The 23,811-nt window shown below is 69.9% G+C and carries 26 protein-coding genes; 17 read left to right on the plus strand and 9 right to left on the minus strand.

What is annotated here, in order from left to right; translation table 11 throughout:
- Positions 1 to 62: 62 nt before the first annotated feature.
- The 6 genes from otsB (at position 63) to UC35_RS09330 (ending at position 5,596) form a co-directional block, all read left to right on the plus strand.
- Positions 63 to 809: a trehalose-phosphatase gene (gene otsB, locus UC35_RS09305; protein ID WP_145979384.1), complete on the plus strand. Its 747-nt coding sequence runs from the start codon at positions 63 to 65 to the stop codon at positions 807 to 809.
- Positions 806 to 2,608, plus strand: coding sequence for a glycoside hydrolase family 15 protein (locus tag UC35_RS09310; RefSeq protein ID WP_082792969.1), 1,803 nt, complete (start codon positions 806 to 808; stop codon positions 2,606 to 2,608). The genes otsB and UC35_RS09310 overlap by 4 nt, the downstream gene beginning before the upstream one ends.
- A gap of 131 nt (positions 2,609 to 2,739) precedes the next feature.
- A complete protein-coding gene (gene otsA, locus UC35_RS09315; protein ID WP_061498381.1) occupies positions 2,740 to 4,161 on the plus strand; it encodes an alpha,alpha-trehalose-phosphate synthase (UDP-forming) in 1,422 nt (473 codons plus the stop codon).
- A 114-nt stretch (positions 4,162 to 4,275) separates the two neighbouring features.
- Complete coding sequence (locus UC35_RS09320) at positions 4,276 to 4,713, plus strand: nuclear transport factor 2 family protein (RefSeq protein ID WP_158513878.1); 438 nt, start codon at positions 4,276 to 4,278, stop codon at positions 4,711 to 4,713.
- Positions 4,714 to 4,871: 158 nt separating this feature from the next.
- Positions 4,872 to 5,117 carry a DUF1653 domain-containing protein gene (locus UC35_RS09325; protein ID WP_061498387.1) on the plus strand — a complete coding sequence of 82 codons (246 nt, stop codon included), beginning with the start codon at positions 4,872 to 4,874 and terminating at the stop codon, positions 5,115 to 5,117.
- Positions 5,118 to 5,128: 11 nt separating this feature from the next.
- Positions 5,129 to 5,596 (plus strand): metallophosphoesterase family protein, encoded by a 468-nt coding sequence (locus UC35_RS09330; RefSeq protein WP_145979385.1) that lies wholly within the window; start codon positions 5,129 to 5,131, stop codon positions 5,594 to 5,596.
- A 10-nt stretch (positions 5,597 to 5,606) separates the two neighbouring features.
- Here the strand turns inward: UC35_RS09330 and UC35_RS09335 are convergent, their stop codons facing one another.
- Positions 5,607 to 6,617 carry a fumarylacetoacetate hydrolase family protein gene (locus tag UC35_RS09335; RefSeq protein ID WP_061503762.1) on the minus strand — a complete coding sequence of 337 codons (1,011 nt, stop codon included), beginning with the start codon at positions 6,615 to 6,617 and terminating at the stop codon, positions 5,607 to 5,609.
- Between the two features lie 130 nt (positions 6,618 to 6,747).
- Here UC35_RS09335 and UC35_RS09340 point away from each other — a divergent pair, with 130 nt between their 5' ends.
- The 3 genes from UC35_RS09340 to UC35_RS09350 all read left to right on the plus strand — a co-directional run bounded on the left by UC35_RS09340 (position 6,748) and on the right by UC35_RS09350 (position 8,845).
- Entirely contained in the window at positions 6,748 to 7,530 is a 783-nt protein-coding gene (locus tag UC35_RS09340) for an IclR family transcriptional regulator (RefSeq protein ID WP_061498390.1), read from the plus strand.
- Positions 7,531 to 7,555: 25 nt separating this feature from the next.
- Positions 7,556 to 8,482: a DUF3108 domain-containing protein gene (locus UC35_RS09345; RefSeq protein WP_145979386.1), complete on the plus strand. Its 927-nt coding sequence runs from the start codon at positions 7,556 to 7,558 to the stop codon at positions 8,480 to 8,482.
- 90 nt (positions 8,483 to 8,572) lie between these two features.
- Positions 8,573 to 8,845, plus strand: coding sequence for a DUF3567 domain-containing protein (locus UC35_RS09350; protein ID WP_061498396.1), 273 nt, complete (start codon positions 8,573 to 8,575; stop codon positions 8,843 to 8,845).
- A gap of 100 nt (positions 8,846 to 8,945) precedes the next feature.
- Here the strand turns inward: UC35_RS09350 and UC35_RS09355 are convergent, their stop codons facing one another.
- The 5 genes from UC35_RS09355 to UC35_RS09375 form a co-directional block, all read right to left on the minus strand.
- The gene (locus tag UC35_RS09355) at positions 8,946 to 10,223 is read right to left on the minus strand and encodes an RNA polymerase sigma factor (RefSeq protein ID WP_061498399.1); all 1,278 of its coding nucleotides are present in this window, start codon (positions 10,221 to 10,223) and stop codon (positions 8,946 to 8,948) included.
- A 3-nt stretch (positions 10,224 to 10,226) separates the two neighbouring features.
- Positions 10,227 to 10,637: a VOC family protein gene (locus UC35_RS09360; protein ID WP_061498402.1), complete on the minus strand. Its 411-nt coding sequence runs from the start codon at positions 10,635 to 10,637 to the stop codon at positions 10,227 to 10,229.
- Positions 10,638 to 10,650: 13 nt separating this feature from the next.
- Complete coding sequence (locus UC35_RS09365) at positions 10,651 to 11,073, minus strand: YciI family protein (RefSeq protein WP_061498407.1); 423 nt, start codon at positions 11,071 to 11,073, stop codon at positions 10,651 to 10,653.
- Positions 11,074 to 11,196: 123 nt separating this feature from the next.
- Positions 11,197 to 11,553: a YciI family protein gene (locus tag UC35_RS09370; RefSeq protein ID WP_061498410.1), complete on the minus strand. Its 357-nt coding sequence runs from the start codon at positions 11,551 to 11,553 to the stop codon at positions 11,197 to 11,199.
- 67 nt (positions 11,554 to 11,620) lie between these two features.
- The gene (locus tag UC35_RS09375) at positions 11,621 to 12,685 is read right to left on the minus strand and encodes an AbrB family transcriptional regulator (protein ID WP_061498413.1); all 1,065 of its coding nucleotides are present in this window, start codon (positions 12,683 to 12,685) and stop codon (positions 11,621 to 11,623) included.
- A 33-nt stretch (positions 12,686 to 12,718) separates the two neighbouring features.
- Between UC35_RS09375 and UC35_RS09380 the strand changes: the two genes are divergently transcribed.
- Both UC35_RS09380 and UC35_RS09385 read left to right on the plus strand, forming a co-directional pair.
- On the plus strand, positions 12,719 to 13,450 hold the full coding sequence (locus UC35_RS09380) for a ChaN family lipoprotein (protein ID WP_061498415.1): 732 nt from the start codon (positions 12,719 to 12,721) through the stop codon (positions 13,448 to 13,450).
- 7 nt (positions 13,451 to 13,457) lie between these two features.
- A complete protein-coding gene (locus UC35_RS09385; protein WP_061498417.1) occupies positions 13,458 to 14,549 on the plus strand; it encodes a hypothetical protein in 1,092 nt (363 codons plus the stop codon).
- Here the strand turns inward: UC35_RS09385 and UC35_RS09390 are convergent.
- The 3 genes from UC35_RS09390 to UC35_RS09400 are packed head-to-tail and all read right to left on the minus strand — an operon-like array spanning position 14,533 to position 17,307.
- Positions 14,533 to 15,252, minus strand: a complete 720-nt coding sequence (locus UC35_RS09390) for a hypothetical protein (protein WP_061498420.1) — start codon at positions 15,250 to 15,252, stop codon at positions 14,533 to 14,535. The genes UC35_RS09385 and UC35_RS09390 overlap by 17 nt on opposite strands.
- Positions 15,245 to 16,579, minus strand: coding sequence for an aminotransferase class III-fold pyridoxal phosphate-dependent enzyme (locus tag UC35_RS09395; RefSeq protein WP_061498422.1), 1,335 nt, complete (start codon positions 16,577 to 16,579; stop codon positions 15,245 to 15,247). The genes UC35_RS09390 and UC35_RS09395 overlap by 8 nt, the downstream gene beginning before the upstream one ends.
- A gap of 38 nt (positions 16,580 to 16,617) precedes the next feature.
- Positions 16,618 to 17,307, minus strand: coding sequence for a DUF4197 domain-containing protein (locus UC35_RS09400; RefSeq protein ID WP_061498426.1), 690 nt, complete (start codon positions 17,305 to 17,307; stop codon positions 16,618 to 16,620).
- 63 nt (positions 17,308 to 17,370) lie between these two features.
- Between UC35_RS09400 and purU the strand changes: the two genes are divergently transcribed.
- The 6 genes from purU (at position 17,371) to UC35_RS09430 (ending at position 23,804) form a co-directional block, all read left to right on the plus strand.
- Positions 17,371 to 18,216: a formyltetrahydrofolate deformylase gene (gene purU, locus UC35_RS09405; RefSeq protein WP_061498429.1), complete on the plus strand. Its 846-nt coding sequence runs from the start codon at positions 17,371 to 17,373 to the stop codon at positions 18,214 to 18,216.
- A 113-nt stretch (positions 18,217 to 18,329) separates the two neighbouring features.
- Positions 18,330 to 18,953, plus strand: coding sequence for a glutathione S-transferase family protein (locus UC35_RS09410; protein WP_061498433.1), 624 nt, complete (start codon positions 18,330 to 18,332; stop codon positions 18,951 to 18,953).
- Between the two features lie 10 nt (positions 18,954 to 18,963).
- On the plus strand, positions 18,964 to 19,833 hold the full coding sequence (locus UC35_RS09415; RefSeq protein ID WP_061498436.1) for a LysR substrate-binding domain-containing protein: 870 nt from the start codon (positions 18,964 to 18,966) through the stop codon (positions 19,831 to 19,833).
- Positions 19,834 to 19,891: 58 nt separating this feature from the next.
- Complete coding sequence (locus tag UC35_RS09420; RefSeq protein ID WP_061498439.1) at positions 19,892 to 20,695, plus strand: carotenoid biosynthesis protein; 804 nt, start codon at positions 19,892 to 19,894, stop codon at positions 20,693 to 20,695.
- A complete protein-coding gene (locus tag UC35_RS09425; protein ID WP_061498443.1) occupies positions 20,692 to 22,062 on the plus strand; it encodes an oxygenase MpaB family protein in 1,371 nt (456 codons plus the stop codon). The genes UC35_RS09420 and UC35_RS09425 overlap by 4 nt, the downstream gene beginning before the upstream one ends.
- Positions 22,059 to 23,804: a 7TM diverse intracellular signaling domain-containing protein gene (locus UC35_RS09430; protein WP_158513879.1), complete on the plus strand. Its 1,746-nt coding sequence runs from the start codon at positions 22,059 to 22,061 to the stop codon at positions 23,802 to 23,804. The genes UC35_RS09425 and UC35_RS09430 overlap by 4 nt, the downstream gene beginning before the upstream one ends.
- The last annotated feature ends 7 nt before the right edge of the window (positions 23,805 to 23,811 follow it).

The raw sequence follows: 23,811 nt of genomic DNA on the forward strand, positions 1-23,811 counted from the left end.
TACCCGGTCAGGCGTCGGCGTGAGCTGACATTCTCGCAGGGCCTCTGCTAGGGTCTTTGACCATGATGACCCTCTCGGACCTGCTGGTCCCCTCCAGCGCGCTGTTCCTGGATTTCGATGGCACGCTGGTGGACATCGCGCCTGAGCCGGAAGCGGTGGTCGTGCCGGCGGGCCTGGTCGCCTCGCTGGAGGCGCTGGGCCACTACCTGGGCGGCGCGCTGGCGCTGATTTCGGGCCGGCCGATCGAGCAGATCGACGCCTTCCTGCAGCCCCTGTGCCTGCCGGCCGCGGGCGTGCACGGCGCCGAGCGGCGCTCCGCGGCCGGTCGGCTCACGCTGGTGATGACCCATCCGCTGGACCATGTGCAGGCGGTGGCGGTGACGCTGGCCGCGGACGATCCGCGCCTGCGGGTGGAAGTCAAGCGCGGCTCCATCGCGCTGCATTTCCGGCAGGCGCCCGATCTCGAGACGACCTGCCGGGATGCCATGGAGGCCGCGGTGCGCGAGTCGCCCGGCGTGACGCTGCTGGCCGGCAAGATGGTGTTCGAGGCCAAGCCGGGCGGCGCCAGCAAGGGCCATGCGATCGAGGCCTTCATGCACGAGCCGCCCTTCGTCGGCCGCCGCCCGGTGTTCGTGGGCGACGACATCACCGATGAAGTGGGGTTCGCCACGGTGCAGCGCCTGCAGGGCATCGGCGTGAAGGTGGGCGAGGGCACCACGGTGGCCTGGGAACGCATCGCCTCGCCGGAACACTTCAGGAAACAACTCCAGGCCGCCGCGGCCGCGAAATCCAGAAAGGCCGATGCATGAACCCGCCCCTGCACCCGCCCGAGCCCTCGCTCCGGCTCGGCCTGATCGGCAACTGCGCCTTCAGCGCCCTGGTCAACGAGCGCGGCGGCATCATGTGGTGCTGCCTGCCGCGTTTCGACGGCGACCCCGTGTTCAATGCGCTGCTCGACCCGTCGGAGGCGGGCAGCCTCTGGTCCTTCGAGCTGGAGGACTTCGCCCGCGCCGAGCAGGAGTACGAGCCCAACACCGCCGTGCTGCGCACGCGCCTGCACGACTCGCAGGGACAGGGCATCGAGATCACCGACCTGGCGCCGCGCTTCTGGAACCGGGGGCGCACCTTCCGGCCGCTGACGCTGATCCGCCGCATCAAGGTGCTGGCCGGCTCGCCGCGCATGCGCGTGATCATGCGCCCGCGCTTCGACTGGGGCCGCGCGCAGCCGATGGTGACGCAGGGCAGCACGCACATCCGCTATATCGGGCCCGATCGAGTGCTGCGGCTGAACACCGATGCGCCGATCAACTACGTGCTGGCCGAGACCTGCTTCGTGGTCGACCGGCCGATGAACTTCGTGCTGGGGCCGGACGAGACGCTGCTCAGCGGCATCGAGGACACGGCGCGCGGCTTCGAGCAGGAAACCATCGCCTACTGGCGCGCCTGGACCCGCGCGCTGTCGCTGCCGCTGGAGTGGCAGGACGCGGCGATCCGCGCCGCCATCACGCTCAAGCTGTCGCTGTACGAGGACACCGGCGCGATCGTGGCGGCCATGACCACCAGCATCCCCGAGGCGCCCAACAGCGGGCGCAACTGGGACTACCGCTTCTGCTGGCTGCGCGATGCCTTCTTCGTGGTGCGCGCGCTCAACAGCCTGTCCGAGGTGGCGACCATGGAGGAGTACCTGCGCTGGGTGAACAACATCGTGGTGCGCTCGGGCGGCGGCCACATCCAGCCGCTGTACGGCGTCGGCCAGGAGGGCCATTTGCCCGAGGCCATCATGGAACACCTGCCGGGCTACCGCGGCCAAGGCCCGGTGCGGGTGGGCAACCAGGCGGCCGAGCACTTCCAGCACGACGTCTACGGCAACATCGTGCTGGCGGCGGCGCAGTCCTTCCACGACCACCGGCTGTTCCGCCGCGCCGGCAAGGCCGAGTTCGGCTACCTCGAGGCGGTCGGCGAACAGGCCTTCCGCATCTACGACAAGCCCGACGCCGGCATGTGGGAGCTGCGCACGCGCGCGCGCATCCACACCTCGTCGGCGCTGATGAACTGGGTGGCCTGCGACCGGCTGGCCAAGATCGCCGCGGTGCTCCGGCTGCCGGACCGCATCCGCTATTGGCGCGAGCGCGCCGACGTCGTGCGCGAACGCATCCTGCGCGAAGCGTGGTGCGACTCGCGGCAGGCGTTCGCCGAGAGTTTCGGCGGCCGCGACCTGGACGCCAGCGTGCTGCTGATGGCCGAAGTCAACTTCATCGACCCGAACGACGCGCGCTTCATCTCCACGGTGCACGCGCTCGAGGACGCCCTGTGCGACGGCCCCTACATGCGGCGCTACGAGGCGGCCGACGACTTCGGCAAGCCCGAGACCTCGTTCAACATCTGCACCTTCTGGCGCATCGACGCGCTGAGCCGCATCGGGCGCAAGGCCGAGGCGCGCGAGATCTTCGAGGTGATGCTGAAGAATCGCAACCCGCTCGGCCTGCTGTCGGAGGACACGCACCCGGTCACCGGCGAGATGTGGGGCAACTTCCCGCAGACCTACTCGATGGTCGGCCTGATCAACGCGGCGGTGCGGTTGTCGGCGCCGTGGGACAGCGTGATCTGAATGTGATCAAAACCGCACCACTCGTCGTTGCGCTCCTAGCGAAGGCGTTCAGCCTTAGCGTCGTCGCGCGTCTAGATTGGCGCGGTCTTGATCACATTCAGACTGCCCAGAACAGCGTACAAGGGGTTTAGATGTCGCGGCTGGTCGTCGTCTCCAACCGGGTGGCGGATCCGCGCAAGACGGCCGCCGGCGGGCTGGCGGTCGCGCTGGCCGACGTGCTGAACAGCACCGGCGGGATGTGGTTCGGCTGGAGCGGCAAGGTGATCGAAGCCGCCGATGGCGGCAAGCCCGGTGAAGCCCGTCAGCACACGCAGCAGGCCGGGCCGGTCAAGCTGGTCACGCTGGACCTGAGCCGGGAGGACCACGACGCGTTCTACGTGGGCTATTCCAACGGCGTGCTGTGGCCGGTGTTCCACTACCGGCTGGACCTGGCGGACTTTGACGCCGGCTACGTCGCCGGCTACCGGCGCGTCAACCAGCTGTTCGCCCGCAAGCTCAAGCCGCTGCTGCAGCCAGACGACGTGGTCTGGGTGCACGACTACCACCTGATCCCGCTGGCGGCCGAATTGCGCGCGCTGGGCTGCGGCCACCGCATCGGCTACTTCCTGCACATCCCGCTGCCGCCTTCGTTGATCATGGCGGCGATCCCGGGCCACGACTGGCTGATCCGCGCACTGTTCGCCTATGACCTGGTGGGCTTCCAGAGCCGGGGCGACCTGCGGCACTTCGACCGCTACGTGGAGGCGGAGGCGGGCGCGCAGCGCCTGGGCGACGACGGCCGCTGGCGCGCCTTCAACCGCACGGTGCAGGCCTGCGCCTTCCCGATCGGCATCGATGTGGAGGAATTCCAGGCGCTGACGGACGCGCCCGAGGCCCGGGAGATGTTCGAGCGCATGCGCAAGGAGTATTCGCGCCGCAAACTGCTGGTGGGGGTGGACCGGCTCGACTACTCCAAGGGCCTGCCGCAGCGGCTGAAGGCCTTCCGCGAGCTGCTGAAAAGCTACCCCGAGCACCGCGACAGCGCCACCCTGATCCAGATCGCCTCGCCCAGCCGCGAGGACGTGACCGCCTACACCGACATCCTGCACGAACTGGAAAGCCTGTGCGGCTCGATCAACGGCAACTTCGGCGAGCTCGACTGGATGCCGGTGCGCTACATCCACCGCACCGTCGCGCGACCGCGCCTGCCCGGCCTGTACCGCGCCAGCCGCGTCGGCGTGGTCACGCCGCTGCGCGACGGCATGAACCTGGTGGCCAAGGAATTCATCGCCGCCCAGGACCCGGCGGATCCCGGCGTGCTGGTGCTGTCGCGCTTTGCCGGCGTGGCCGAGCAACTGCCGGACGCGCTGCTGGTCAATCCCTACGACATCGAAGGCACGGCCAACGCCATCCACCTCGCGCTGACCATGCCGGTGGAAGAACGGCGCGTGCGGCACCAGTCGCAGATGGCGGTGATCAAGAAGTACGACGTCCACTGGTGGTGCCAGTCGTTCCTGGACACGCTGGCGAAAGCCGAGGCGGAGGTGACGGGGACGCCGTGGCTGCGCCTGTAGGGCCGAAAGCTCGGCGCGTGCCGGCCGTTGTTGATATAAATCCCGGATCAACCCGCAGAGGCAGCGGCTGTCTCCTGGCCGGTGGCTGACGGGTCGGGGCAACACATGAGCGCCGTGAACGCAGACCACAACCGCGCTGTCGCACAGCGCTTCTTCGAGCTGTTCTCCGCCAGCGACATCGATGGCGCGCTGGCGCTGATGAGCGAAGATGCGACCTGGCAGATCCCCGGCAAGAAGGAGCTGATGCCGACGGCCGGCCTCTACACCAAGGAGCGAATCGCGCGCCTGTTCCGCCGCATGCTCGAGGCACTGACCGGCGGCCTGCGCATGACGGTGCTCTCCTCGGTGGCCGAGGGCGATCGTGTTGCGATGGAAGTGACCTCTTCCGGGGACCTGAAGAACGGTCGCCTGTACCGGCAGGAGTACCACTTCCTGCTGGCCTTCAGGGATGGCCAGATCTGCGCGGTGCGAGAGTATCTCGACACGCAGCATGCGCACGACGTGTGGATCGCTCCCGTCTCCAGCCAGGACGTCCGGGGCGGCGAACGCTAGGCCCCTCACCGCCGGTGCCAGGAGAGCTCGTGCTGCAACGCCCACGCCGCGCGGCCCCCGATCCGTCCTTCGCGACTACTTTCACGCGAAGGACGAGAACCGGCCGCACTGGCTCGCTGAAGTCTTTTCGCAAGACGTGTTGCAGTATCTTCGGCGCCATGACTGAGCTGACGCCGCTTCCGACGATTGAGCCCGGCCGCTACCGCCACTACAAGGGCGGCGAGTACGAGGTGCTGGGTGTGGTGCGCCACAGCGAGAGCCTGGAGCCCCTGGTGCTGTACCGGCCGCTGTACAACGCCTCCGGCCTGTGGGTGCGGCCGTTCGCGATGTTCCTGGAGAGGGTTCAAGTGAACGGCCGGGAACAACCGCGCTTCATGCTGGTGGAACCCAGGACCGCAGGGTAACCCGCGCAGCCATGGGCGCCGTGCTGCGCATCGGCCTGATCTCCGACACCCACGGCCTGCTCCGGCCGCAGGCGCTGGAGGCCTTGCGCGGCTGCGACCGCATCCTGCATGCGGGCGACGTCGGCCACCCGGCCGTGTTGCAGGATCTCGCCGCGCTCGCGCCGGTGACGGCGGTGCGCGGCAACAACGACACGGGACCGTGGGCGCAGGCGCTGCCGGAGACTGATCTGCTGCAACTGGGCGAGATCCGGCTGTACCTGCTGCATGACCTCGCGCAACTGGCCATCGACCCCCGGGTGGCCGGCGTGCGGGTGGTGGTGTCGGGGCACTCGCACCAGCCGGGCATCGCGCAGCGGGACGGCGTGCTCTACGTCAACCCGGGCAGCGCCGGCCCGCGGCGCTTCAAGCTGCCGGTCGCCGTGGGCGAACTGGCCATCGCGGGGCCGTCGGTCAGCCCGCGCATCGTGCCGCTTCAGTGAACGCGGCGGCTCACCCCGCCAGCTTCGCCACCTTCTGCTCGATCGCGCCGAACACGCTCTGGCCGTCCTTGCCCTTCATCTCGATGCGCACGGTGTCGCCGAACTTCATGAACTCGGTGGAGGGCTTGCCATCGAGGATGGTTTCGATCGCGCGCTTCTCGGCGATGCAGGAGTAGCCCTTGACCCATTCCTTGTTGTCGTCCTTCTCCACCGCGCGGTTGCTCACCGTGCCGCTGCCGACGATGGAGCCGGCGCGCACGTTGCGCGTCTTGCAGATGTGGGCGATCAGCTGGCCGAAATGGAAGGTCATTTCCTGGCCGGCGTCGCACATGCCGACAGTACGGCCGTTCCACTGCGTCTGCAGCGTCAGGTGCAGCTTGCCGCCCTGCCAGGCGTCGCCGAATTCGTCGGGCGTCACGGCCACCGGGCTGAAGGCCGTGGCGGGCTTGCTCTGGAAGAAGCCGAAGCTCTTGGCGAGTTCGTCGGGGATCAGGTGGCGCAGGCTCCAGTCGTTGGCCAGCATCAGCAGGCGGATGCCTTCCAGCGCCTGCTCGGGCGTGCTGGTCATGGGCACGTCACCGGTCACCACGGCGACCTCGGCCTCGAAGTCGATGCCCCAGTCCTCGCTCGCGAACTGCGCGTCATCGCGCGGCCCGAGAAAATCGTCGCTGCCGCCCTGGTACATGAGCGGCTCGGTGTAGTAGTTCTCCGGCACCTTGGCGTTGCGCGCCAGGCGCACCAGCTCCACGTGGTTGATGTAGGCCGAGCCGTCCGCCCACTGGTAGGCGCGTGGCAGCGGGGACATGCACTGCGCCGGATCGAACGGGAACGCGTGGCGCGCCTTGCCCTGGTTCAGCGTCTCGTACAGGTCCTGCAGTTGCGGCGACAGGAAACCCCAGTCGTCCAGCACCTGCTGCAGGCGATCGGCGATGCCGGTCGCGTAGTGGGCCGTGCTCAGGTCGCGCGAGACCACCACCAGCTGGCCGTCGCGCGATCCATCCTTGTAGCTTGCGAGTTTCATTGGCTTTGCCGCCTTGTCCGGCATGCGCTAGAGTCGTCGAAACTCTTACGCATTGTTGAATGAGTTCACCTTATCGAAATTCTAAGGCGGCGCGGGACAACTCCCCCGGTTGCCTCATGGGCCAGCTTCGGTGAGCAAGGAGCGCGCCGGCATCCAATCCGTCGAGGTGGGCTTCGCGTTGCTGGACGTGCTGGCACAGGCGCGCCGGCCGCTGATGCTGCGCGACCTCGCGGCGGCGGCCGGGATGAGCGCGGCCAAGGCGCACCGCTACCTGGTCAGCTTCCAGCGCTTGCAGCTGGTGGCGCAGGACGGCGCCAGCGCGCACTATGACCTCGGGCCGGCCGCGCTCAAGCTCGGGTTGGCGTCGCTGTCGCGGCTCGATGCGGTGAAGCTCGCGCGCCCCCGCGTGTCGGCGCTGGCCCAGGAGATCGGCCACACGCTGGCGCTGGCCGTGTGGGGCAACCATGGCCCGACCATCGTGCACTGGGAGGAGTCGCCGCAGGCCGTGACGGTGAACCTGCGGCTGGGCGACGTGATGCCGCTGCTGTCCTCGGCCACCGGCCGCTGCTTTGCCGCCTATGCGGCCCCCGAGGCGATCACGCCCATGCTCAAGGACGAGATCGCGCGGGCGCAGCGCCAGCGCCGCCAGGACATTCCCACCAGCCTGGCCGAGGCGCGCGCGCTGTTCGACGAGGTGCGGCAGCGCGGCGTCGCCCGCGTGGTCGACACCCTGCTGCCCGGCGTGGCCGGCTTCTGCGCACCGGTGTTCGATGCCAACGGCCACATCGCGCTCGGCATGGTCGCGCTCGGCGCCGTCGGCAGCTTCGACGCCGCATGGGGCGGCGCGGTGGAAAAGCCCCTGCGCGCGGCGGCGCGGCAGCTCTCCGGCGACCTGGGCCATCGCGATGCCTGAAGTCCGCCGGCTGTGGGGGCGCCTCATGCTCCTCGCAGCCGCGGTCCTGGGCCTGCACCTGTGGCTGCTGTCCGGCACGCCGCGGGTGCTGCAACCGAACCGTCCGGCCACTTGGCACGCGCGCAGCGTCGCGCCACCGGCGCCGGCCGCGGCGCGGGCCGCGCCCGAGGCGGCATCGGTCTCGGCGGAACGGAAGCCGGAGCGCGCCCGGCTGCCGCCTCGGGGCGCAGCGGGTACGGGCCGGTCGACAGCGGCGGACCCAACCGGGCCGGCGGCGCTGCCGGCAGCGGCGCCGCTGCCGTTGACGCGCTTCGCGGTGCCCGGGCCGGCGCGTTGGCACTACCAGGTCAACGCGCAAGTCCGCGGCGTCGTCACGCAAGGCGAAGCGACCTTGCGATGGCAGCACGACGGCAGCCGCTACGAAGCCCAGCTCGAGCTGAACGCGCCCGGCCTGCGCCGCCGGCTGCTGCACAGCGCCGGCTGGGTCACGCCGCAGGGCCTGGCGCCGCTGCGCTTTGCGGACAAGTCGCGCAGTGAGGAAGCCGTGCATTTCGAGCGCGAGGCCGGCAAGCTCAGCTTCAGCAGCAACCGGCCCGAGGCCGCACTGGAAGCGGGCGCGCAGGATCGCCTCAGCGTGATCCTGCAGCTCGGCGCCATGATCGCCGCCGACCCGCAAGAATTCCCGCCGGGCACGCGGATCGCGCTGCAGACGGCGACGGCGCGCGAGGCCTTGCCCTGGCTGTTCGTGGTCGAGGCCTCCGAGCCACTCGAGCTCCCCGGCGGCGCCATGCCGGCATTGAAGCTCACACGGGCGCCGGTCGGGCCCTATGACGCGCGGCTGGAGCTGTGGCTCGCTCCCGGGGCTGCTTACGCCCCGGTGCGCCTGCGTCTGACACAGCCGAGCGGGGATTGGGTCGATCAGCTGTGGTCGTCCACCGACAGTGCGCAATAGGCCCACCGCCTAGGCTAAAAGCTAAGGGTGTGCCCGGTCCACCTTGAAAGCAGCGCAAGCGTTGCTATGTAGATCGGCAAGGAATCCCAAATGCAAATGCTCTATGACTCCGACTCGTTCGTTGTCGTGCACCTGCAGGCCAACGAACCCGCCGAAGGTGAACCGCCGCCTCGCGTGGCTCGGCACGGCTTCGAGATCGTCGACAAGCGAACCAACAAGGAGGTCTACCTCGACGGCTCCTGGGCCGAGGCTTTCCAGCGCCAGATCAACGCCTGGCAGCTGAATACGCCAACGCAGGAGGAAGTCGAGGAGACGCTCGACGGCTACGCCGAACTGGCGCAAAACCCGCTGGTGATGCACTGAGGCACGCCAGCGACATCAACTATTGAACAGCCACAAGACCGACGCCGCGCCAGCAGCCACCCACCAGCCCACACCAGCACCTCAGCCCGCCAGCGGCGGTTCATCCTGGCGGGCGTGAGTCGTGCGCCCGCGCGAGCAGCAGTTCCTTCTCCCGGGCATTTCCCGCCATCGCCGCCGCCCGCAGGAACTCCGCCCGCGCTTCTTCGTAGCGTTCCAGCTTGGCCAGCAGGTCGCCGCGCACGCTCGGCAGCCACTGGTAGTTGCGCATGCTTTTCTCGCCCTGCAGCCGGTCGATGATCTCCAGCCCCGCCGCCGGCCCGTGGGCCATGGCCACCGCCACCGCGCGGTTCAGTTCCACCACCGGCGAGGGCGCGAGCTGCGCCAGTTCTCCATAAAGCGCGGCGATGCGCGGCCAGTCCGTCTGCTGTGCTGTCGGCGCGTTCGCGTGACAGGCCGCAATGGCGGCCTGCAGGGCATAGAAGCCGTGCTGGCCACCGAGTTTCTGCGCCCGCTCCAGCGCCGCCAGGCCACGGCGAATCAGCAAGTGGTCCCAGCGCGCCCGGTCCTGGTCGGCCAGCAGGATGGGCCGGCCCTCGCGGTCGGTGCGGGCCGCCATGCGCGAGGATTGCAGCTCAAGCAGCGCTACCAGCCCATGCACCTCCGGCTCGCGTGGCGCCAGTTCGGCCAGCATGCGCGCCAGCCGCAGCGCTTCCTGCGCCAGCGCCGGCCGCATCCAGTCGGTGCCTGCGGTCGCGGTGTAGCCTTCGTTGAACACCAGGTAGATCACCTCCAGCACCGATGCCAGGCGCGGCGCCAGTTCCTCGCCGCGCGGCACCTCGTAAGGGACCCGGGCTTCGCCCAGGCTGCGCTTGGCGCGCACGATGCGCTGGGCGATGGTGGGCTCCGGCACCAGGTAGGCGCGGGCGATCTCATGCGTGGTCAGGCCGGCCAGCAGCTTGAGCGTGAGCGCCACGCGCGCCTCGGCCGGGAGGACGGGGTGGCAGGCGGTGAACACCAGCCGCAGCATGTCATCGCCGATGTCATCCTGCCGAGCTGCGTCCAGCGCATCCACGAAGTCGGGCACGATCAGCGCCTCCTGTGCTTCCAGGTCCAGGCCCAGTTCCCGCAACTTCTCATCCTGCAGCTTGCCGTGGCGCAGGTGGTCCAGCGCACGCCGCTTGGCCGCGGTCATCAACCAGGCGCCGGGCTTGTCGGGAATGCCCTCGCGCGGCCAGTGCTCCAGCGCCGCGACCAGCGCATCCTGCGCGAGCTCCTCTGCCACTCCCAGGTCGCGGGTCATGCGCGCGACGGCGGCGACGATGCGCGCCGACTCGATGCGCCACACCGCGGCGATCGCCTGGTGGGTGGCCGAGTGCATCGCTCAGGCCTGCGGCGGGGCCGCGTTGGGATCCATCCACATCACTTCCCAGATGTGCCCGTCGAGGTCCTCGAACTGGTGGTAGTACATGAAGCCGTGGTCCTGCGGCGGCTGGGGCGCGCGGCCGCCGGCCGCCAGCGCCTTTTTCACCAGCTCGTCCACCTCGGCCCGGCTCTCGCAGGACAGCGCGATCAGCACCTCGGTCGACTTGTTCGCATCCGCCACCGGCTTGCTGGTGAAGGTCTGGAAGAAGGGCTCCACCAGCAGCATGGCGAAGATGTCCTCGGAGATCACCATGCAGGCGCCCTGCTCGTTGGTGAACTGCGGGTTGAACGTGAAACCGAGCGCGCGGAAGAAGGCCTGCGAGCGCTCCATGCTCTTGATGGGGAGGTTGACGAAGATCTTGCGTGCCATGTGGGACTTCCTCTCACTGCATGCCGATGTCGCGGAAACGCTCGGCGGTCTGGTCCGACACCATCCCGTCGAAGTCTTCCATCTCGTACAGCTGCCGCACCTCGATGTGGCAGCGTACGCCTTCGCCGATCGGATTCGGGAAGCGGCGCGACCATTCGATCGCTTCCTCGCGCGATCGCACCTGGATCAGCGTGTAGCCGGCGATGAGCTCCTTGCTCTCGGTGAACGGACCGTCGACCACGACGCGCTTGCTGCCCTCGTATTCGACGCGCCAGCCCTTGCTGCTGGGCTGCAGGCCCGAGGCATCGAGCAGCGCACCGGCCCTGGCCAGTTCCTCGTGGTAGGCCGCCATGGCGGCGAACAGCGGCTCGGGGTTGTCGGGGAAGCGGCCGGCCTCGCTATCGGGCGTGGCCTTGACCAGGATCATGAAACGCATGACGGACTCCTTCGATGGTTGGGAAGCGCCGCGGAATCGGCGGCTTCTACAGTCACGACGAACGAGGCCAGGCGAAATCGACAGGCCACCCCTTGGTGCAAACCCTGATGCCTAGTAGGCCTACTAGAGGTAGCAGGGCGCGGTCTCGCGAACCTCGACCGTCGCCCACTCGGCGGCGGGACAGGCGCGCGCGATCTCCACGGCTTCCGCGCGCGTCTTGCAGTTCAGGAGGAAGAAGCCGCCGACCATTTCCTTGGCCTCGGCAAACGGACCGTCCAGGACCTGGGCGTGGCCCCCGCGACGCTCGACGCGTGCGGCACCCTGGTCCTGCGCGGCGAGCGACTCCACCGCGAGCAGCATCTCTCTCGCCTTCAGGTACTCGGCGAAGCGCAGCATGCGGGCATAGACGGCCTCGCCCTCCGCGCGGGTGCGGGCGGCGCGCTGGCCGACGGGTTCATGGATCAGCAGCATGAAAGCCATCGGCCCATGATAAGCGCGACCCTGAGCGCAGGCCCCGCCGCGAAGCGGCCCTGGCGCGCGGTGGAGATCACCCGGGCCGTCGCAGCCATCCGCGTGCATACACCGGCTCCACCAGCACCAGCACGGCCACCAGGCGGCAGACCTGGAAGGCCGTGACCACCGGCACGCCGAGCTGGAGCACCTTGGCGGTGATCGCCATCTCGGCGATGCCGCCGGGCGAGGTGCCCAGGATCATGGTGGCCCAAAGCAGGCCGCAGGCCCAGGCCAGCAACAGCGCGAAAGCGGCGCACAGCCCGATCATCAGCACCGTGCCGGCGGCCACCGAGGCCAGCCAGCGCGGCGCGGTGCGCACGAACCCGGCCGAAAAGCGCACGCCCAGGCTGACGCCGATCAGCAGCTGGGCGGCGTTGGTGAGCCAGGGCGGCAGCGCCGAGAGTTCGGTGCCGGTCATGGTGATGCACATCGCGGCCAGCAGCGCGCCCATGAACCACGGGTTCGCGCGGCGCGTGCGCGAGAGCAGGAAAGCGCCGAGGGCGGTGGCCGGCAGCAGCAGCGCCAGGCCGGCCCAGTTCACGTAGCGGGCGCCCGGAAGCGTCGCATCCACGCCGTGCCAGCCGCCGAAGGTGAGTGCGAACGGGACCGTGATCGTCACGATGAGCAGGCGCAGGCTGTGCGCGGCGGCCACCAGCTCGGTCCGGGCGCCGGCGCGCTCGGCCAGCAACGTCATCTCCGAGGCGCCGCCGATGGCACCGGCGAAGTAGCTGGTGGCGTGCCGCTGCCGCGGGTCCGTGCCCAGGCCCTCCCGGTTGGCGCGCTCCAGCCACCAGCCGAACAGCCATCCGAGTCCCAGCGCCCAGGCGATTGCCAGCAGGATCGCCCACCACAGGCTCAGGACCAGCGCCGTTACCTGCGGCGTGAAGTACAGGCCGAGCGCCGTGCCGATGGCCCACTGGCCGGCGTTGCGCAGCGGCACCAGGCTGCGCGTGGGCCATCCCAGGATGGACGCGGCCGCGGTCGCCAGCAGCGGGCCGATCATCCAGGGGATGGGCGTGTGCAGCCGCTCGCACAGCAGCGCCGCGGCGAGCGCCAGCAGCAGCGTGAGGGTGGCGCGGACGGGCAGGGTGGAGGTCATCAGGCGACGCAGGCGAGCGCGTAGTATGTCCGCATGGCGCGGCTGTTTCTCCTCCTGTGGCTGGCGGTGCTCGCCGCCTGCGCGCCGTACCGGCTGCCCTCGCCGCTGCCCGATGTGATCCTGCTGGGCGAGCAGCACGACGATCCGCAGCACCAGCAGTGGCACCAGCGCGTGGTCCAGGAGCTGGCCGGGCGCGGGCAGCTGGCGGCGCTGGCGCTCGAGATGGCGGAGCGGGGGCTATCCACCGCGGGCCTGCCGGCCGGCGCCTCCGAAGCCGAGGTGAAGGCGGCGCTCGGCTGGGACGAGCGCGGTTGGCCTTGGGCGGCCTACGGGCCGGCCGTGATGACGGCCGTGCGCGCCGGCGTGCCGGTGCTGGGCGCCAACCTGCCGCGCGCCAGGCTGCGCGATGCGATGGCCGATACGCAGCTGGACGGCGCCGTGACGGCCGCGGTGTTCCAGGCGCAGCAGCAGGCGGTGCGCGCCGGCCACTGCGACCTGCTGCCGGCCTCGCAATGGCTGCCGATGGCGCGCGTGCAGATCGCGCGCGACCGCAGCATGGCCCAGGTGCTGGGCAGCGCCATTCGCCCCGGGCAGGCGGTGGTGCTGCTCGCCGGGGCCGGCCATGTCGATTCCGCGCTGGGCGTGCCGCAGCACCTGGGTGGCGGCCTGCGCGCGGACGCGCGCACCTGGCCGGCCGGTCCGCCGCAGCGCGACTACTGCGAGGGGCTGCGGCAACAGCTGGGCGGCGAGCGGCCACAATCGTGAGTTGCCGATGAACTCCGCCAGCCCGCGCCCGGCGATCAACGTCGTCGAGAAGAACCCCTACCTGCCGCAGCCTTTCGTGCTGACCGAGGTCGCGGTCTGCCTGCGCGACGCGATCCGCGCCGCCGGCCATCCGTCCGAGCACCTGGTCAACCGCGTCGATCCGCAGGCCTTCTCCATCGTGCTGGGCGGCTCGCCCGCGCTGGCGCAGGAGCTGCAGCTGGACCCGCGGCGCTGCGCCATCTTCAACTTCGAGCAGTTGGGCAGCACCTCGAACCTGGCCGGCCCCGACTACTGGCAGTGGCTGCGCGGCTGGCTGGTGCTGGACTATCACGGCAGCAACATCGAATTCCTCAAGCGCCACCACGGCGCCGGCCAGCAGGCGCTGGAGCTGCCGATCAAGCCGAGCGAGAGCCTGTCGCCGGCCACCGGCGAGCCGAAGACCGTGGACGTGTTGTTCTACGGCAGCCTCAGTGAACGCCGGCAGGCCGTGCTCGCGCAGCTCCGGGACCTGGGGCTGACGGTGGAACTGGTGGCCGGCGCCTACGGCAACGAGCTGGCGCCGGCCGTGCGCCGCGCGCGCCTGGTGCTGCACATCCACTACTACGAGAGCGGGCTGTTCCCGGTGGCACGCGTGCTGCAGCCGGTGATGCAGGGCGTGCCCATCGTGTGCGAGCGCTCGGTGTTTTCCGAGCTGAACGACTGGTCGGACACCGGCATCTTCTTCGCGCCCTACGAGGAGCTGGCCGCCACCTGCGCCCTGCTGCTGCGCATGCCCGGCGAGGCGGCGCGCCGGGCCGCGGCGGCGCGGGCGTTCGCGCAGCAGATCGACTTCGCCACGCCTTTCGTGTCCGTGGTGCAGGCGCTGCAGGCCCGCGAACGCGGCGAGCACCTGCACGAGGAGGGCGAGGAGCGCCCGCTGACCCACGCCGAGATCGAGGCGATCCTGGCGGCCGAGGGCTCGACCCCGCCCGAGGCCGACCAGCCGGCGCCGCAGCTGGCGGTGGTGCGGCGCGAGCCGGGCCAGGGCGCCTACGGGCGCTGGATCGCCTGGCTGCTGGTCGCCTTCCTGGTGCTGGGGGCGATCAACGCGTATCGCTAGGCGGGCCGAACACCTTCGGCAGCCAGTCGCGCGAGGTCAGCGAGCCCTGGTGCGAGTGGTAGATCGTGGTCTGCCTCTGCGACACCAGGCAGCGGAACCTGGGCATGGTGACTTTCGCGACCACGTTGTCGGTGTACTGGTAGCCGGGGTCTTCGCCGATGTCCGCCAGCAGCTGCTGCGCGAAGCGGCGGTTGAAGCACATGGTCGAGCTCATGCCGCCCGGCGCGTGCGAGCCGAACTGCACCTCCGGGTTGTAGCGGTACTCGGAGGCTTGCGTGAACAGCAGGCCGCAGCGCGGCGAGACCGAGAAGTCGTGCACCTGCAGATCCGCCAGGCCTTGCTCGACATGCTCGCGCAGGTAGAGGTCGTCGTGGTCGGCCCAGAAAAAGTGGGTGCAGTCCTGTTCGATCAGGTACTTCAGCGGAATCGCATACCACTGGTGCTGCGGCAGCTCCTTCGCCGTGTGCATCCAGGCGATACGGGCCGGGGTGCGCACATCGGCGACCGCCCAGTGGTAGGAGTCGGAGACGCCGTTCTGGTGGACGCAGATGATGTCCGGCGTGAGCGACTGCGCGGTGAACTGCAGCACGCAGGCGCGCGCCAGGTCCGGCCGGTTGAAGGTCGGCACCATGACGCCCACCTTGACCGGCGTGCGCGCCGGCTGGAGCGAATCGAAGTCCTGCGCCTGCGGCCCCTCAGGCATTCTTCTTGATCGAGTCGGCCAGCGTGTTGACCAGCGTGTCGATGTGCGACTTCTCCACGATGTAGGGCGGCGCGATCACCAGCACATCGCCGGCGGGACGCACCAGCGAGCCCTTGTGGAAGCAGTCGAGGAAGACGTCGTAGGCGCGCTTGCCGGGGGAGCCGGCGATGGGCGCCAGTTCCACCGCGGCGGCCAACCCCAGGCTGCGGATGCCGATCACGTTGGGCAGGCCCTTGAGCGTGCTGTGGAAGGCGTCGCCCAGCACCTTGCCCATCTCGCCGGCGCGCGCGAACAGGTTCTCCTGCTTGTACAGGTCCAGCGTGGCGATGGCGGCGGCGCAGGCCACCGGATGGCCCGAGTAGGTGTAGCCGTGGAAGAACTCGACCACGTGCTCGGGCGCGTCGGTCTTCATCATGGCGTCGTACAGCTTGTCGCGGCAGATCACGCCGCCCAGCGGGATCACGCCATTGGTGACGCACTTGGCGAAGTTGAGCATGTCCGGCACCACGCCGTAGAAGTCGGCGCCGAAGTTGGTGCCCATGCGGCCGAAGCCGGTGATCACCTCGTCGAAGATCAGCAGGATGCCGTGCTTGTCGCAGATCTCGCGCAGGCGCTTCAGGTAGCCCTTGGGCGCCAGATACCAGCCGGCGCTGCCGGCCACCGGCTCGACGATGATCGCCGCCACGTTGCTGGGGTCGTGCAGCGGCAGGATGCGGTTCTCCAGCTCCAGCAGCGGGTCTTCCTGCCACACCGGCTCCTGGTTGTGGATGTAGGCGTTGTTCACCGGGTCGTGGATGAAGCGCATGTGGTCCACGCGCGGCAGCATCGCCGCGCCGAAGGCCTTGCGGTTGGCCGGAATGCCGCCCACGCTCATGCCGCCGAAGCCCACCCCGTGGTAGCCGCGCTCGCGGCCGATGAAGACGGTGCGGTGGCCTTCGCCGCGCGCGCGGTGGTAGGCCAGCGCGACCTTCAGCGAGGTGTCGGCGGCTTCCGACCCGGAATTGCAGAACAGCACCTTGTTGAGGTCGCCCGGGGCCATCGCCGCGATCATGTCGGCCGCCCGGAAGGCCTTGTCGTTGGAGACCTGGAAGGCGGTGGCGTAGTCCAGCGTGTCCAGCTGCTTCTTGATCGCCTCGTTGATCGGCGCGCGTGCATGGCCGGCGCCCACGCACCACAGGCTGGAGATGCCGTCGATGACCTGGCGGCCGTCGTGGGTGGTGAAGTGCATGCCGGACGCGCCGACGAAGATCCGCGGATCCTTGCGGAAGGAGCGGTTCGGCGTGAACGGCAACCACTGGTTGTCCATCGTGAAATCGTTGTAGGCCATCAAGGAACTCCTGAAAGATCGATCTATTTTGGCGCGGATCACCGCAGCGCGCCGAACACCTTGCTGAGAAGCGCGCTGCCGGTGCCCACCGGGTCGCGCCGGATCTTCTTTTCCTCTTCGCCGACCATGAAGTACAGGCCGTCCAGCGCCTTGCGGGTGACATAGTGGTCGATGGTCGGGTCTTCGGGCTGGTACAGGCCCATGCCCTGGGCCTTCTGTGAGACGCGCTCGTACTTCTCCACCACGCCCACCTTGGAAGTCGCCTGGTGCACCACCGGCAGGAAGGTGCCGGACAGCGGCTGCCGGGTCTTTTCCGCGAAGAAGGCGGTCACCGAGGTGTCGCCGCCGGCCAGGATCTTCTTGGCATCGGCCACGGTGATGTGCCTGACGGCATCCACCAGCAGGGTCCGGGCCATGGGCACCGCGGCCTCGGCCGCGCGGTTCAACGCGAGCTCCAGTTCCTCCAGCTGCTTGCGCATGCCGAGGGCGGACAGCAGCCGGGAGGCATCCTGCAGCGCCTTCGGCAACGGGATGCGCACCTGCGGGTTGCCCAGGAATCCGTCGGGCCGGCCCAGCAGCTGCACGGCCGCCACAGCGCCGGTTTCCAGCGCACTGCGCAGACCCCGGCTGGCGTCCAGTTCGGAGATACCCACCAGGGCTTGCGCGCGGCCGGCCATGGGAAACAACAGGCCCGCGGCGGCGGACAGTACGAAACTGCGGCGATTCATCGACCCCTCATCGTGTGATGGGCGTCGATCATGCCTTGCTGCCCAGCCTGCGACAATCCTGAAATGAACGCGTACATCCTGACCCTCTCCTGCCCGGACCGGCCGGGCATCGTGCACGCCGTGTCCGGTTTCCTGTTCGAGCGCGGTGGCAACATCGAGGAGGCGGCCCAGTACAACGACCATGGCACCGGCCTGTTCTTCATGCGCGTGCAGTTCGCGTGCGACCAGCTCACCTTCGAGGACCTGCGGGCCCAGCTGAAGGCCTTTGCCGAGCCCTTCCAGATGGACTGGAAGCTGCACGCCGCGAACCAGCCGATGCGCACCGTGATCATGGTGAGCCGCGAGGGCCACTGCCTGAACGACCTGCTGTTCCGCTGGAAGAGCGGCCTGCTGCCGGTGGAAGTGCGCGCCGTGATCTCCAACCACCGCGACTTCTATCAGCTGGCCGCCAGCTACAACGTGCCCTTCCATCACATCCCGGTGGCCGGGTCGACCAAGGCGCAGGCCGAAGCCAGGCAGCTCGAGATCGTCGAAGCCGAAGGCGCCGAACTGGTGGTGCTGGCGCGCTACATGCAGATCCTGTCGAACGGCCTGTGCCAGCGGCTGGCGGGTCGCGCGATCAACATCCACCACAGCTTCCTGCCCAGCTTCAAGGGCGCCAAGCCCTACTACCAGGCGCATGACCGCGGCGTGAAGCTCATCGGCGCAACGGCGCACTACGTGACGGCCGACCTCGACGAGGGCCCGATCATCGAACAGGACGTGGCCCGGGTGGACCACAACTGCACGGTGGAAGACCTGACTGCCCTCGGCCGCGACACCGAGAGCCTGGTGCTGGCGCGCGCCGTCAAGTGGCACAGCGAGCACCGGGTGCTGCTCGACGGGCACAAGACCGTGATCTTCAAGTAGCCAGCGGGCCGCCCGCCCTGCCGGCCGCGGTCCGGGGCGCGATGGCGGGCCGGATCATTGCCCGGCGCATCGCTTGGGTGTAACGTGCCAGTCTCCACATAGAAGAGGTTCGCATGGCCGTCGAACTCTATTCCTGGCCCCGCAGCTCGGGAACGCGCATCAGCTGGGCGCTCGAGGAGCTGGGGATCCCTTACCGCTACGTGGAGCTCGATCCGAAGAAGCAGGAGCACCTCGCGCCGGCCTACCTCGCGATCCATCCGCAGGGCAAGGTGCCGGCGCTGGTCGATGGCGAGCAGAAGTTCTTCGAGTCGGTTGCGATCCTGCTGCACCTGGGCACCAAGTACGGCGTCGACAAGGGCCTCTGGCCGCCGGGCGGCGGCCCGGCGCGCGCCGATGCGGTGAGCTGGACGGTGTGGTCGGGCGCCGAACTGGGCACGCACATGCTGGAGACGATGTACCACGGCATGGACACGCCGGTCTCTTTTCAAGCACAGGACCGCAGCGCCGCGGCCGCGGCCTACCATCGCGCGCAACTCGCGCGCTGCGTCGCGGCGCTGGAAGCCCGGCTGGCGGACCGGGACTGGCTGCTGGGCGCAGAGTTCTCGCTGGCGGACCTCGCGGCCGGCGGCACTCTGGCGTTCGGGGTCATGTGCGGCCTGCCGCTCGACGGCTCGCCACGCACCGCGGCCTGGGTGGCGCGCTGCAGCAGCCGGCCCGCGCGGCAGCGCGCGCGCTGAAGCCGCTGCGATGAGCGCGCGCATCCCGCCGATCCAGTGCTTGGTCACCTTCGAGGCCCTGGCGCGGCTGCGCTCCGTCACGCAGGCGGCCGACGAACTGTGCGTGACGCCCAGCGCCGTGAGCCACCGCGTGCGCCAGCTGGAGCAGATCATCGGCACCAAGCTGTTCGGGCGCGCCGATTTCTCCCTCACCACCGACGGCAGCGAGTACCTCGCGCAGGTGCGCGAGGGCCTGGCGGTGCTGGGGCGCTTTCCGGGCCGCGACAGCGCCCAGGGCAAGCGCAAGCTGCGGGTGGCCGTCACGCCCACCTTCGCGCGCTCCATCCTGATGCCGCGCCTGCCCGGTTTCTCCGAGGCCTATCCGGAAATCGACCTGACCCTGCAGGTGTCGATCCCGCTGCTGGACGTGGTGGCCGAGGACGCCGACCTGATGATCCGCTTCGGCACCGGGCGCTATGCCGACGTCGAGCATGTCTGCCTCATGACCGACGACGTCACGCCGCTGGCGTCGCCCGCCTTCATCCGCCAGCACGGCCCCTTCGACACGGTCGAAGACCTGCTGGCGGCCAAACTGATCAAGAGCCCGCTGGAGCCGTGGCGCACCTGGTTCCTGGCGCACGGGGTGGATGCGCCGGAGCCGGCCGAGGGATCGAGCTTCAACGACATCGGCCTGATGTGCGAGGCCGCGGCCCAGGGCTTGGGCATCGCGCTGGTGCGGCTGAAACTCGGGGCGCCCTGGCTGGAAAAGGGCACGCTGGAGCGCATCTCGCAGCGCCATGTGCCCAGCCCGCACGCACACTACCTGTGCTGGCGCACCGGCACCATGGACCGCTGGGAATGCGCCGCTTTCACGGAGTGGTTGCGCAAGAGCCTCATTTGATTCGAGGCGAGTCGCCTCTGCCCTCGCGCCTTCGTCAAAAGCTGTTACAACGGCGTGGATGAGTCTCCCGCGCGTGGCCAGCGTCTTTGGCGTCTTTGCGATCCTGCTACTGGCCTGGACGGCGCAGGCCTACCCTTGGCTCACCGTCGCACTGGTCGCCGCCTCGCTCGCGCTCGGGGCGGTGAGCCTGTGGTCGGCCTCGGTGCTGTACGGCCCGCGCGCGGCCGCGACCTTCCTGGCCCTCGGGGCGAGCCTGGGGTGGTTCGCGGAACAGACCGGCTCGGCGCTGGGCTGGTTCTTCGGCCACTACAGCTACACCGACGTGCTCGGGCCGCGGCTCGGCAACGTCCCGCTGGTGATCCCCGTCATGTGGTTCGGGCTGTGCCACACCGGGCTGCTGATGGCGAACCTGCTGCTTTGGCGCGCCCCGGTGGGGCCGTGGCGCGGCTGGCGCGTGGCGCTGCTCGCCGCGCTGCTGGCGGCGATGCTGGTGACCGCCTTCGACCTCGGGGCCGATCCGTACTTCGTCTACCAGCTCAAGGCCTGGGTCATGGCGAAGAAGGACGGCGGCTGGTTCGGTGAGACGGTGCGAGGCTTCGAGGGCTGGATGGTCGTCAGCTTCGCGATCGTCGCGGCCTTCCTGGCGGCCCGGCCGCCGGGCGTCGTGCCCGCTTCGGCCGCGGCCCGCCGCGCGGCGCTGGCCCCGGTCCTGCTCTACGCCGGCCTGATGCTGTTCCAGATGGTGGCCGTGCAGCCCATCGCGCTGCGCGTGACCGCGTTCTTCGCCATGGGCATCCCGGCGCTGGCCGCGGCCGTGGCCTGGCAGCACTGGGCGCGCCGGCCCGCCGAGGCCGCGGCATGAAGCTGCCCCCGGACCATTGGCAGGCCATGGCGCGGGCGGCCGATCCGCTGGCCGACCGCACCATTGCCGCCATCGTCGGCCCCTGGCCCGCCGACGCCGCCAGCCCGGGCGAGGCGGCGCTGGCCCGGCTGGCGCAGGCCAGCCGGCTGATGGCGGGCTGGACCACCAACGCCAGCCTCACGGCCTGGTCGCCCGCGGCGGGCGCCGACCCGGTGGTGGTCGACGCCTTGCGGGCCTACCTGGAGCAGGGCCGGCGCCTGCCCGAATGGATCCGGCCGCGGGACGTCGAGCTCGCCGAACAGGTGTTCATGGACTACGGCCCGCTGTCCTGCACCCTGCTGTTCTGCGCCAGCCTGCCCGAGTGCTACGTGATGCCGCAGCTGGCCGACGTGCTCCACGCGGCGGGGCAGCTGGAAGCGCACACCGAGCACCGCATCCGGCAGACGGCCGCCATGATCTTCCCCGTGATGATGAAGGGCGGCCTCACGCAGGGCGAGGGCGGCGGCATCGCGCAGGTGCTCAAGGTGCGCCTGATCCATGCCACCATCCGCCACCTGATCCTGCATGGCCCGCCCGAGACCGCCGGGGCGCGCGTCGCCTCCGCGCCGGCCGGCACCCGCCCGGCCTCCATGCTCCAGGCCCTGCTGGCGCTGGGCTGGGACGTGGAGCGCGACGGCCTGCCCTGCAACCAGCTCGAACTGGCCTACACGCTCCTCACCTTCAGCTATGTGTTCCTCGCCGGCATGCGAACGCTGCGCATCCCGCTTTCGCGCGCGGAGCAGGAAGCCTACCTGCATGCCTGGAACGTGGTGGGCTTCGTGCTGGGCATTCGTCCCGAGCTGATGCCCCGCGACCTGGACCAGGCCGCGTCGATGTTCCGCGCCATGCAGTCCCAGGCCCACTCCCAACCCCTCGCGCGCGACGTCCGCCCCGGCCTCGGCCGCGCGCTCGTCGCGGCGATGGAACGCACGATCGCCGTGCCGGTGATCCGGCACCTGCCGGTGCCGATGACGCGCTGGCTGATCGGACGCCAGACGGCCCGCCTCATCGGCATCACGCAGCGCGCGGGCCTGCTCACGCTGCTGCTGTTCGACGCGGCGCGCCTGGCCGTGCTGGCGATCGACGGCGTGGCGCGCCTGGCGCTGCCGCGCTTCTCGCTCACCCGCCTGGTCACGCGCGTCGTCGGCTACCACCTGCTCACGCGCTTCCTGCTCGACCAGACGCGGCCGCTCGCGCTGCCCGACTCGCTGTTGGAGCCGATGCACCGCACCGTGGCGCAGTGGCACCACGACCACCACGCGCCCGGCTGGGTCAACCGGCTCGAAAAGCGCATCACCACCAAGGGGGAATGGAGGCCCCTTTCTTGAAAGCAGTACTTCACACCGCCACCCTGCGGCTCTGGCAGGCGATGGCGTGCCTGGCCTTGTTCCTGTTCGCGGGACTCGCGCACGCGGCCCCGCCCGAGGGCGACATCACGCTCCAGGGCGAATTCTGGGTGGACGACTCCGGCAAGCTCGGTATCGAGGAGGTCGCCGGCGGCGCGGCCAGGCTCCAGCCGGTCGAACGCCACCGCGCCTATCCGCTCGGCGACGGCGCGCTCTGGCTGCGCTACGACATCCCGGCGCTGGACGCGCAGCAGCGCTGGCACCTGCTGCTCTCGGGCGCCGCCTTCCTCAACCGCGCGAGCCTGTTCGTGCGCGGTCCGGACGGCCGGTGGCAGGAGCAGCGCGCGGGCGACCACACGCCGGTGTCCCAGTGGCACCGGCCGCATTTCTCGCCGCTGTTCACGCTGCCGCAGGCGCCGGGCCCGGTCTGGCTGCGGCTGGAAAACCGGCCGGCGCCCGCCAGCCCCTTTGTGCAGCTGCTGTCGGAAAGCAGCGTGGAGCGCAACAACAGCTGGACCTACCTGCTGGTGGGCGGCTACGTCGGCTTTTGCCTGCTGGTGTTCGTGGTCGGCCTCATGCATGCGCGCATGTACGCCGACATCGCTTTCGACACCTACTGCCTGTACGTCGCCTGCATGCTGCTTTTTCAGCTGTCGTTCACCGGCTTCGGCGGCCTGTTCCTGTGGCCGGGATCGGCGGGCTTCAACGACGCCGCGCCCGGCCTGTTCCTGTTCCTCATGGTGGCCACCGGCATCTGGTTCATCCGCGAAGCGACGGCCGTCAAGCGGCACAGCCGGATCGTCGACCGCGCGGTGCTGGGCTTCTCGCTGTTCGGCGCGGCCTTCGCCTGCGTCTACGTCTTCCATCCGAGCCCGGCGGCCTACCGCGTCCTCAACCTCTACGGCCTGCTGTCGGTGCTGCTGAGCATGTCCGTGTGCCTTTGGACCTGGCACAAGGGCGAAACGCATTCGGGCTGGCTGTTCCTCGGCTTCCTGCCGGTGCACCTGGCCTATCCCTTCCCGGCCTTGCGCGCCGCCGGCGTGCTGCCGGACAGCTGGGCGACGCAATACGCCGTGATGATGGGCACGGCCCTGGAGATCCCGCTGCTGCTGTACATCCTGCACCGCCGCGCCAAGGACTTCAGCGAGAACCGGGCGCGCATGCGCGTGCTGGACTCGACCGACCCGCTCACTGGCCTCACCAGCACGCCCGTGCTGCGCCTGCGCCTGCGCGATGCGTTGCGCCGCGGCGCGCGCTCGGGCACGCGCTGCACCGCGCTCATGGTGGAGCTGGCCAACCACGGCGAGATCGTCTCGGCGCTCGGCCGCGAGGCCGGCGACCGCGCCCTGGTGGTCGCGGCCTCGCGGCTGTCGTCGCTGGTGCGCGAGGTCGACACCGTCTGCCGCATCGCCGACGCGCGCTTCGCGCTGCTGCTGGAAGGCCCGCAAGCCGAGGAGACGCGGCGCAAGCTGGCGCAGCACATCGTCGCGCGCGGGCTCGAACCCGTGACCCAGCTCGCGCCCGATCTCGCGCTGCGCTTTCGCGCCGTGTCGGCCTGGGCGCCCGACGAGGGCAGCCGCGCCGACGCCAACGCGCAGGAATCCCTGCTGATGGCTCGGCTGAACTTCGGGCTGGATCAGCTGCTGGAGGATCCCCGCAAGGTGGTGCACCACCTCGAGCCGTCGCGCGGCGCCGTCGAAGGCACGGCGGCGGCACCGGCCTGAGGGCGGC

The organism is Ramlibacter tataouinensis (assembly GCF_001580455.1).
Classification (GTDB): Bacteria; Pseudomonadota; Gammaproteobacteria; order Burkholderiales; family Burkholderiaceae_C; genus Ramlibacter; species Ramlibacter tataouinensis_B.

Bases quoted from the DNA above. Each gene is read 5' to 3' on its own strand.
- otsB (WP_145979384.1), top strand. From the start codon at position 63: ATGATGACCCTCTCGGACCTGCTGGTCCCCTCCAGCGCGCTGTTCCTG.
- UC35_RS09310 (WP_082792969.1), top strand. From the start codon at position 806: ATGAACCCGCCCCTGCACCCGCCCGAGCCCTCGCTCCGGCTCGGCCTG.
- otsA (WP_061498381.1), top strand. From the start codon at position 2,740: ATGTCGCGGCTGGTCGTCGTCTCCAACCGGGTGGCGGATCCGCGCAAG.
- UC35_RS09325 (WP_061498387.1), top strand. From the start codon at position 4,872: ATGACTGAGCTGACGCCGCTTCCGACGATTGAGCCCGGCCGCTACCGC.
- UC35_RS09330 (WP_145979385.1), top strand. From the start codon at position 5,129: ATGGGCGCCGTGCTGCGCATCGGCCTGATCTCCGACACCCACGGCCTG.
- UC35_RS09335 (WP_061503762.1), bottom strand. From the start codon at position 6,617: ATGAAACTCGCAAGCTACAAGGATGGATCGCGCGACGGCCAGCTGGTG.
- UC35_RS09345 (WP_145979386.1), top strand. From the start codon at position 7,556: ATGCTCCTCGCAGCCGCGGTCCTGGGCCTGCACCTGTGGCTGCTGTCC.
- UC35_RS09350 (WP_061498396.1), top strand. From the start codon at position 8,573: ATGCAAATGCTCTATGACTCCGACTCGTTCGTTGTCGTGCACCTGCAG.
- UC35_RS09355 (WP_061498399.1), bottom strand. From the start codon at position 10,223: ATGCACTCGGCCACCCACCAGGCGATCGCCGCGGTGTGGCGCATCGAG.
- UC35_RS09360 (WP_061498402.1), bottom strand. From the start codon at position 10,637: ATGGCACGCAAGATCTTCGTCAACCTCCCCATCAAGAGCATGGAGCGC.
- UC35_RS09365 (WP_061498407.1), bottom strand. From the start codon at position 11,073: ATGCGTTTCATGATCCTGGTCAAGGCCACGCCCGATAGCGAGGCCGGC.
- UC35_RS09370 (WP_061498410.1), bottom strand. From the start codon at position 11,553: ATGGCTTTCATGCTGCTGATCCATGAACCCGTCGGCCAGCGCGCCGCC.
- UC35_RS09375 (WP_061498413.1), bottom strand. From the start codon at position 12,685: ATGACCTCCACCCTGCCCGTCCGCGCCACCCTCACGCTGCTGCTGGCG.
- UC35_RS09380 (WP_061498415.1), top strand. From the start codon at position 12,719: ATGGCGCGGCTGTTTCTCCTCCTGTGGCTGGCGGTGCTCGCCGCCTGC.
- UC35_RS09385 (WP_061498417.1), top strand. From the start codon at position 13,458: ATGAACTCCGCCAGCCCGCGCCCGGCGATCAACGTCGTCGAGAAGAAC.
- UC35_RS09390 (WP_061498420.1), bottom strand. From the start codon at position 15,252: ATGCCTGAGGGGCCGCAGGCGCAGGACTTCGATTCGCTCCAGCCGGCG.
- UC35_RS09395 (WP_061498422.1), bottom strand. From the start codon at position 16,579: ATGGCCTACAACGATTTCACGATGGACAACCAGTGGTTGCCGTTCACG.
- UC35_RS09400 (WP_061498426.1), bottom strand. From the start codon at position 17,307: ATGAATCGCCGCAGTTTCGTACTGTCCGCCGCCGCGGGCCTGTTGTTT.
- purU (WP_061498429.1), top strand. From the start codon at position 17,371: ATGAACGCGTACATCCTGACCCTCTCCTGCCCGGACCGGCCGGGCATC.
- UC35_RS09410 (WP_061498433.1), top strand. From the start codon at position 18,330: ATGGCCGTCGAACTCTATTCCTGGCCCCGCAGCTCGGGAACGCGCATC.
- UC35_RS09415 (WP_061498436.1), top strand. From the start codon at position 18,964: ATGAGCGCGCGCATCCCGCCGATCCAGTGCTTGGTCACCTTCGAGGCC.
- UC35_RS09420 (WP_061498439.1), top strand. From the start codon at position 19,892: ATGAGTCTCCCGCGCGTGGCCAGCGTCTTTGGCGTCTTTGCGATCCTG.
- UC35_RS09425 (WP_061498443.1), top strand. From the start codon at position 20,692: ATGAAGCTGCCCCCGGACCATTGGCAGGCCATGGCGCGGGCGGCCGAT.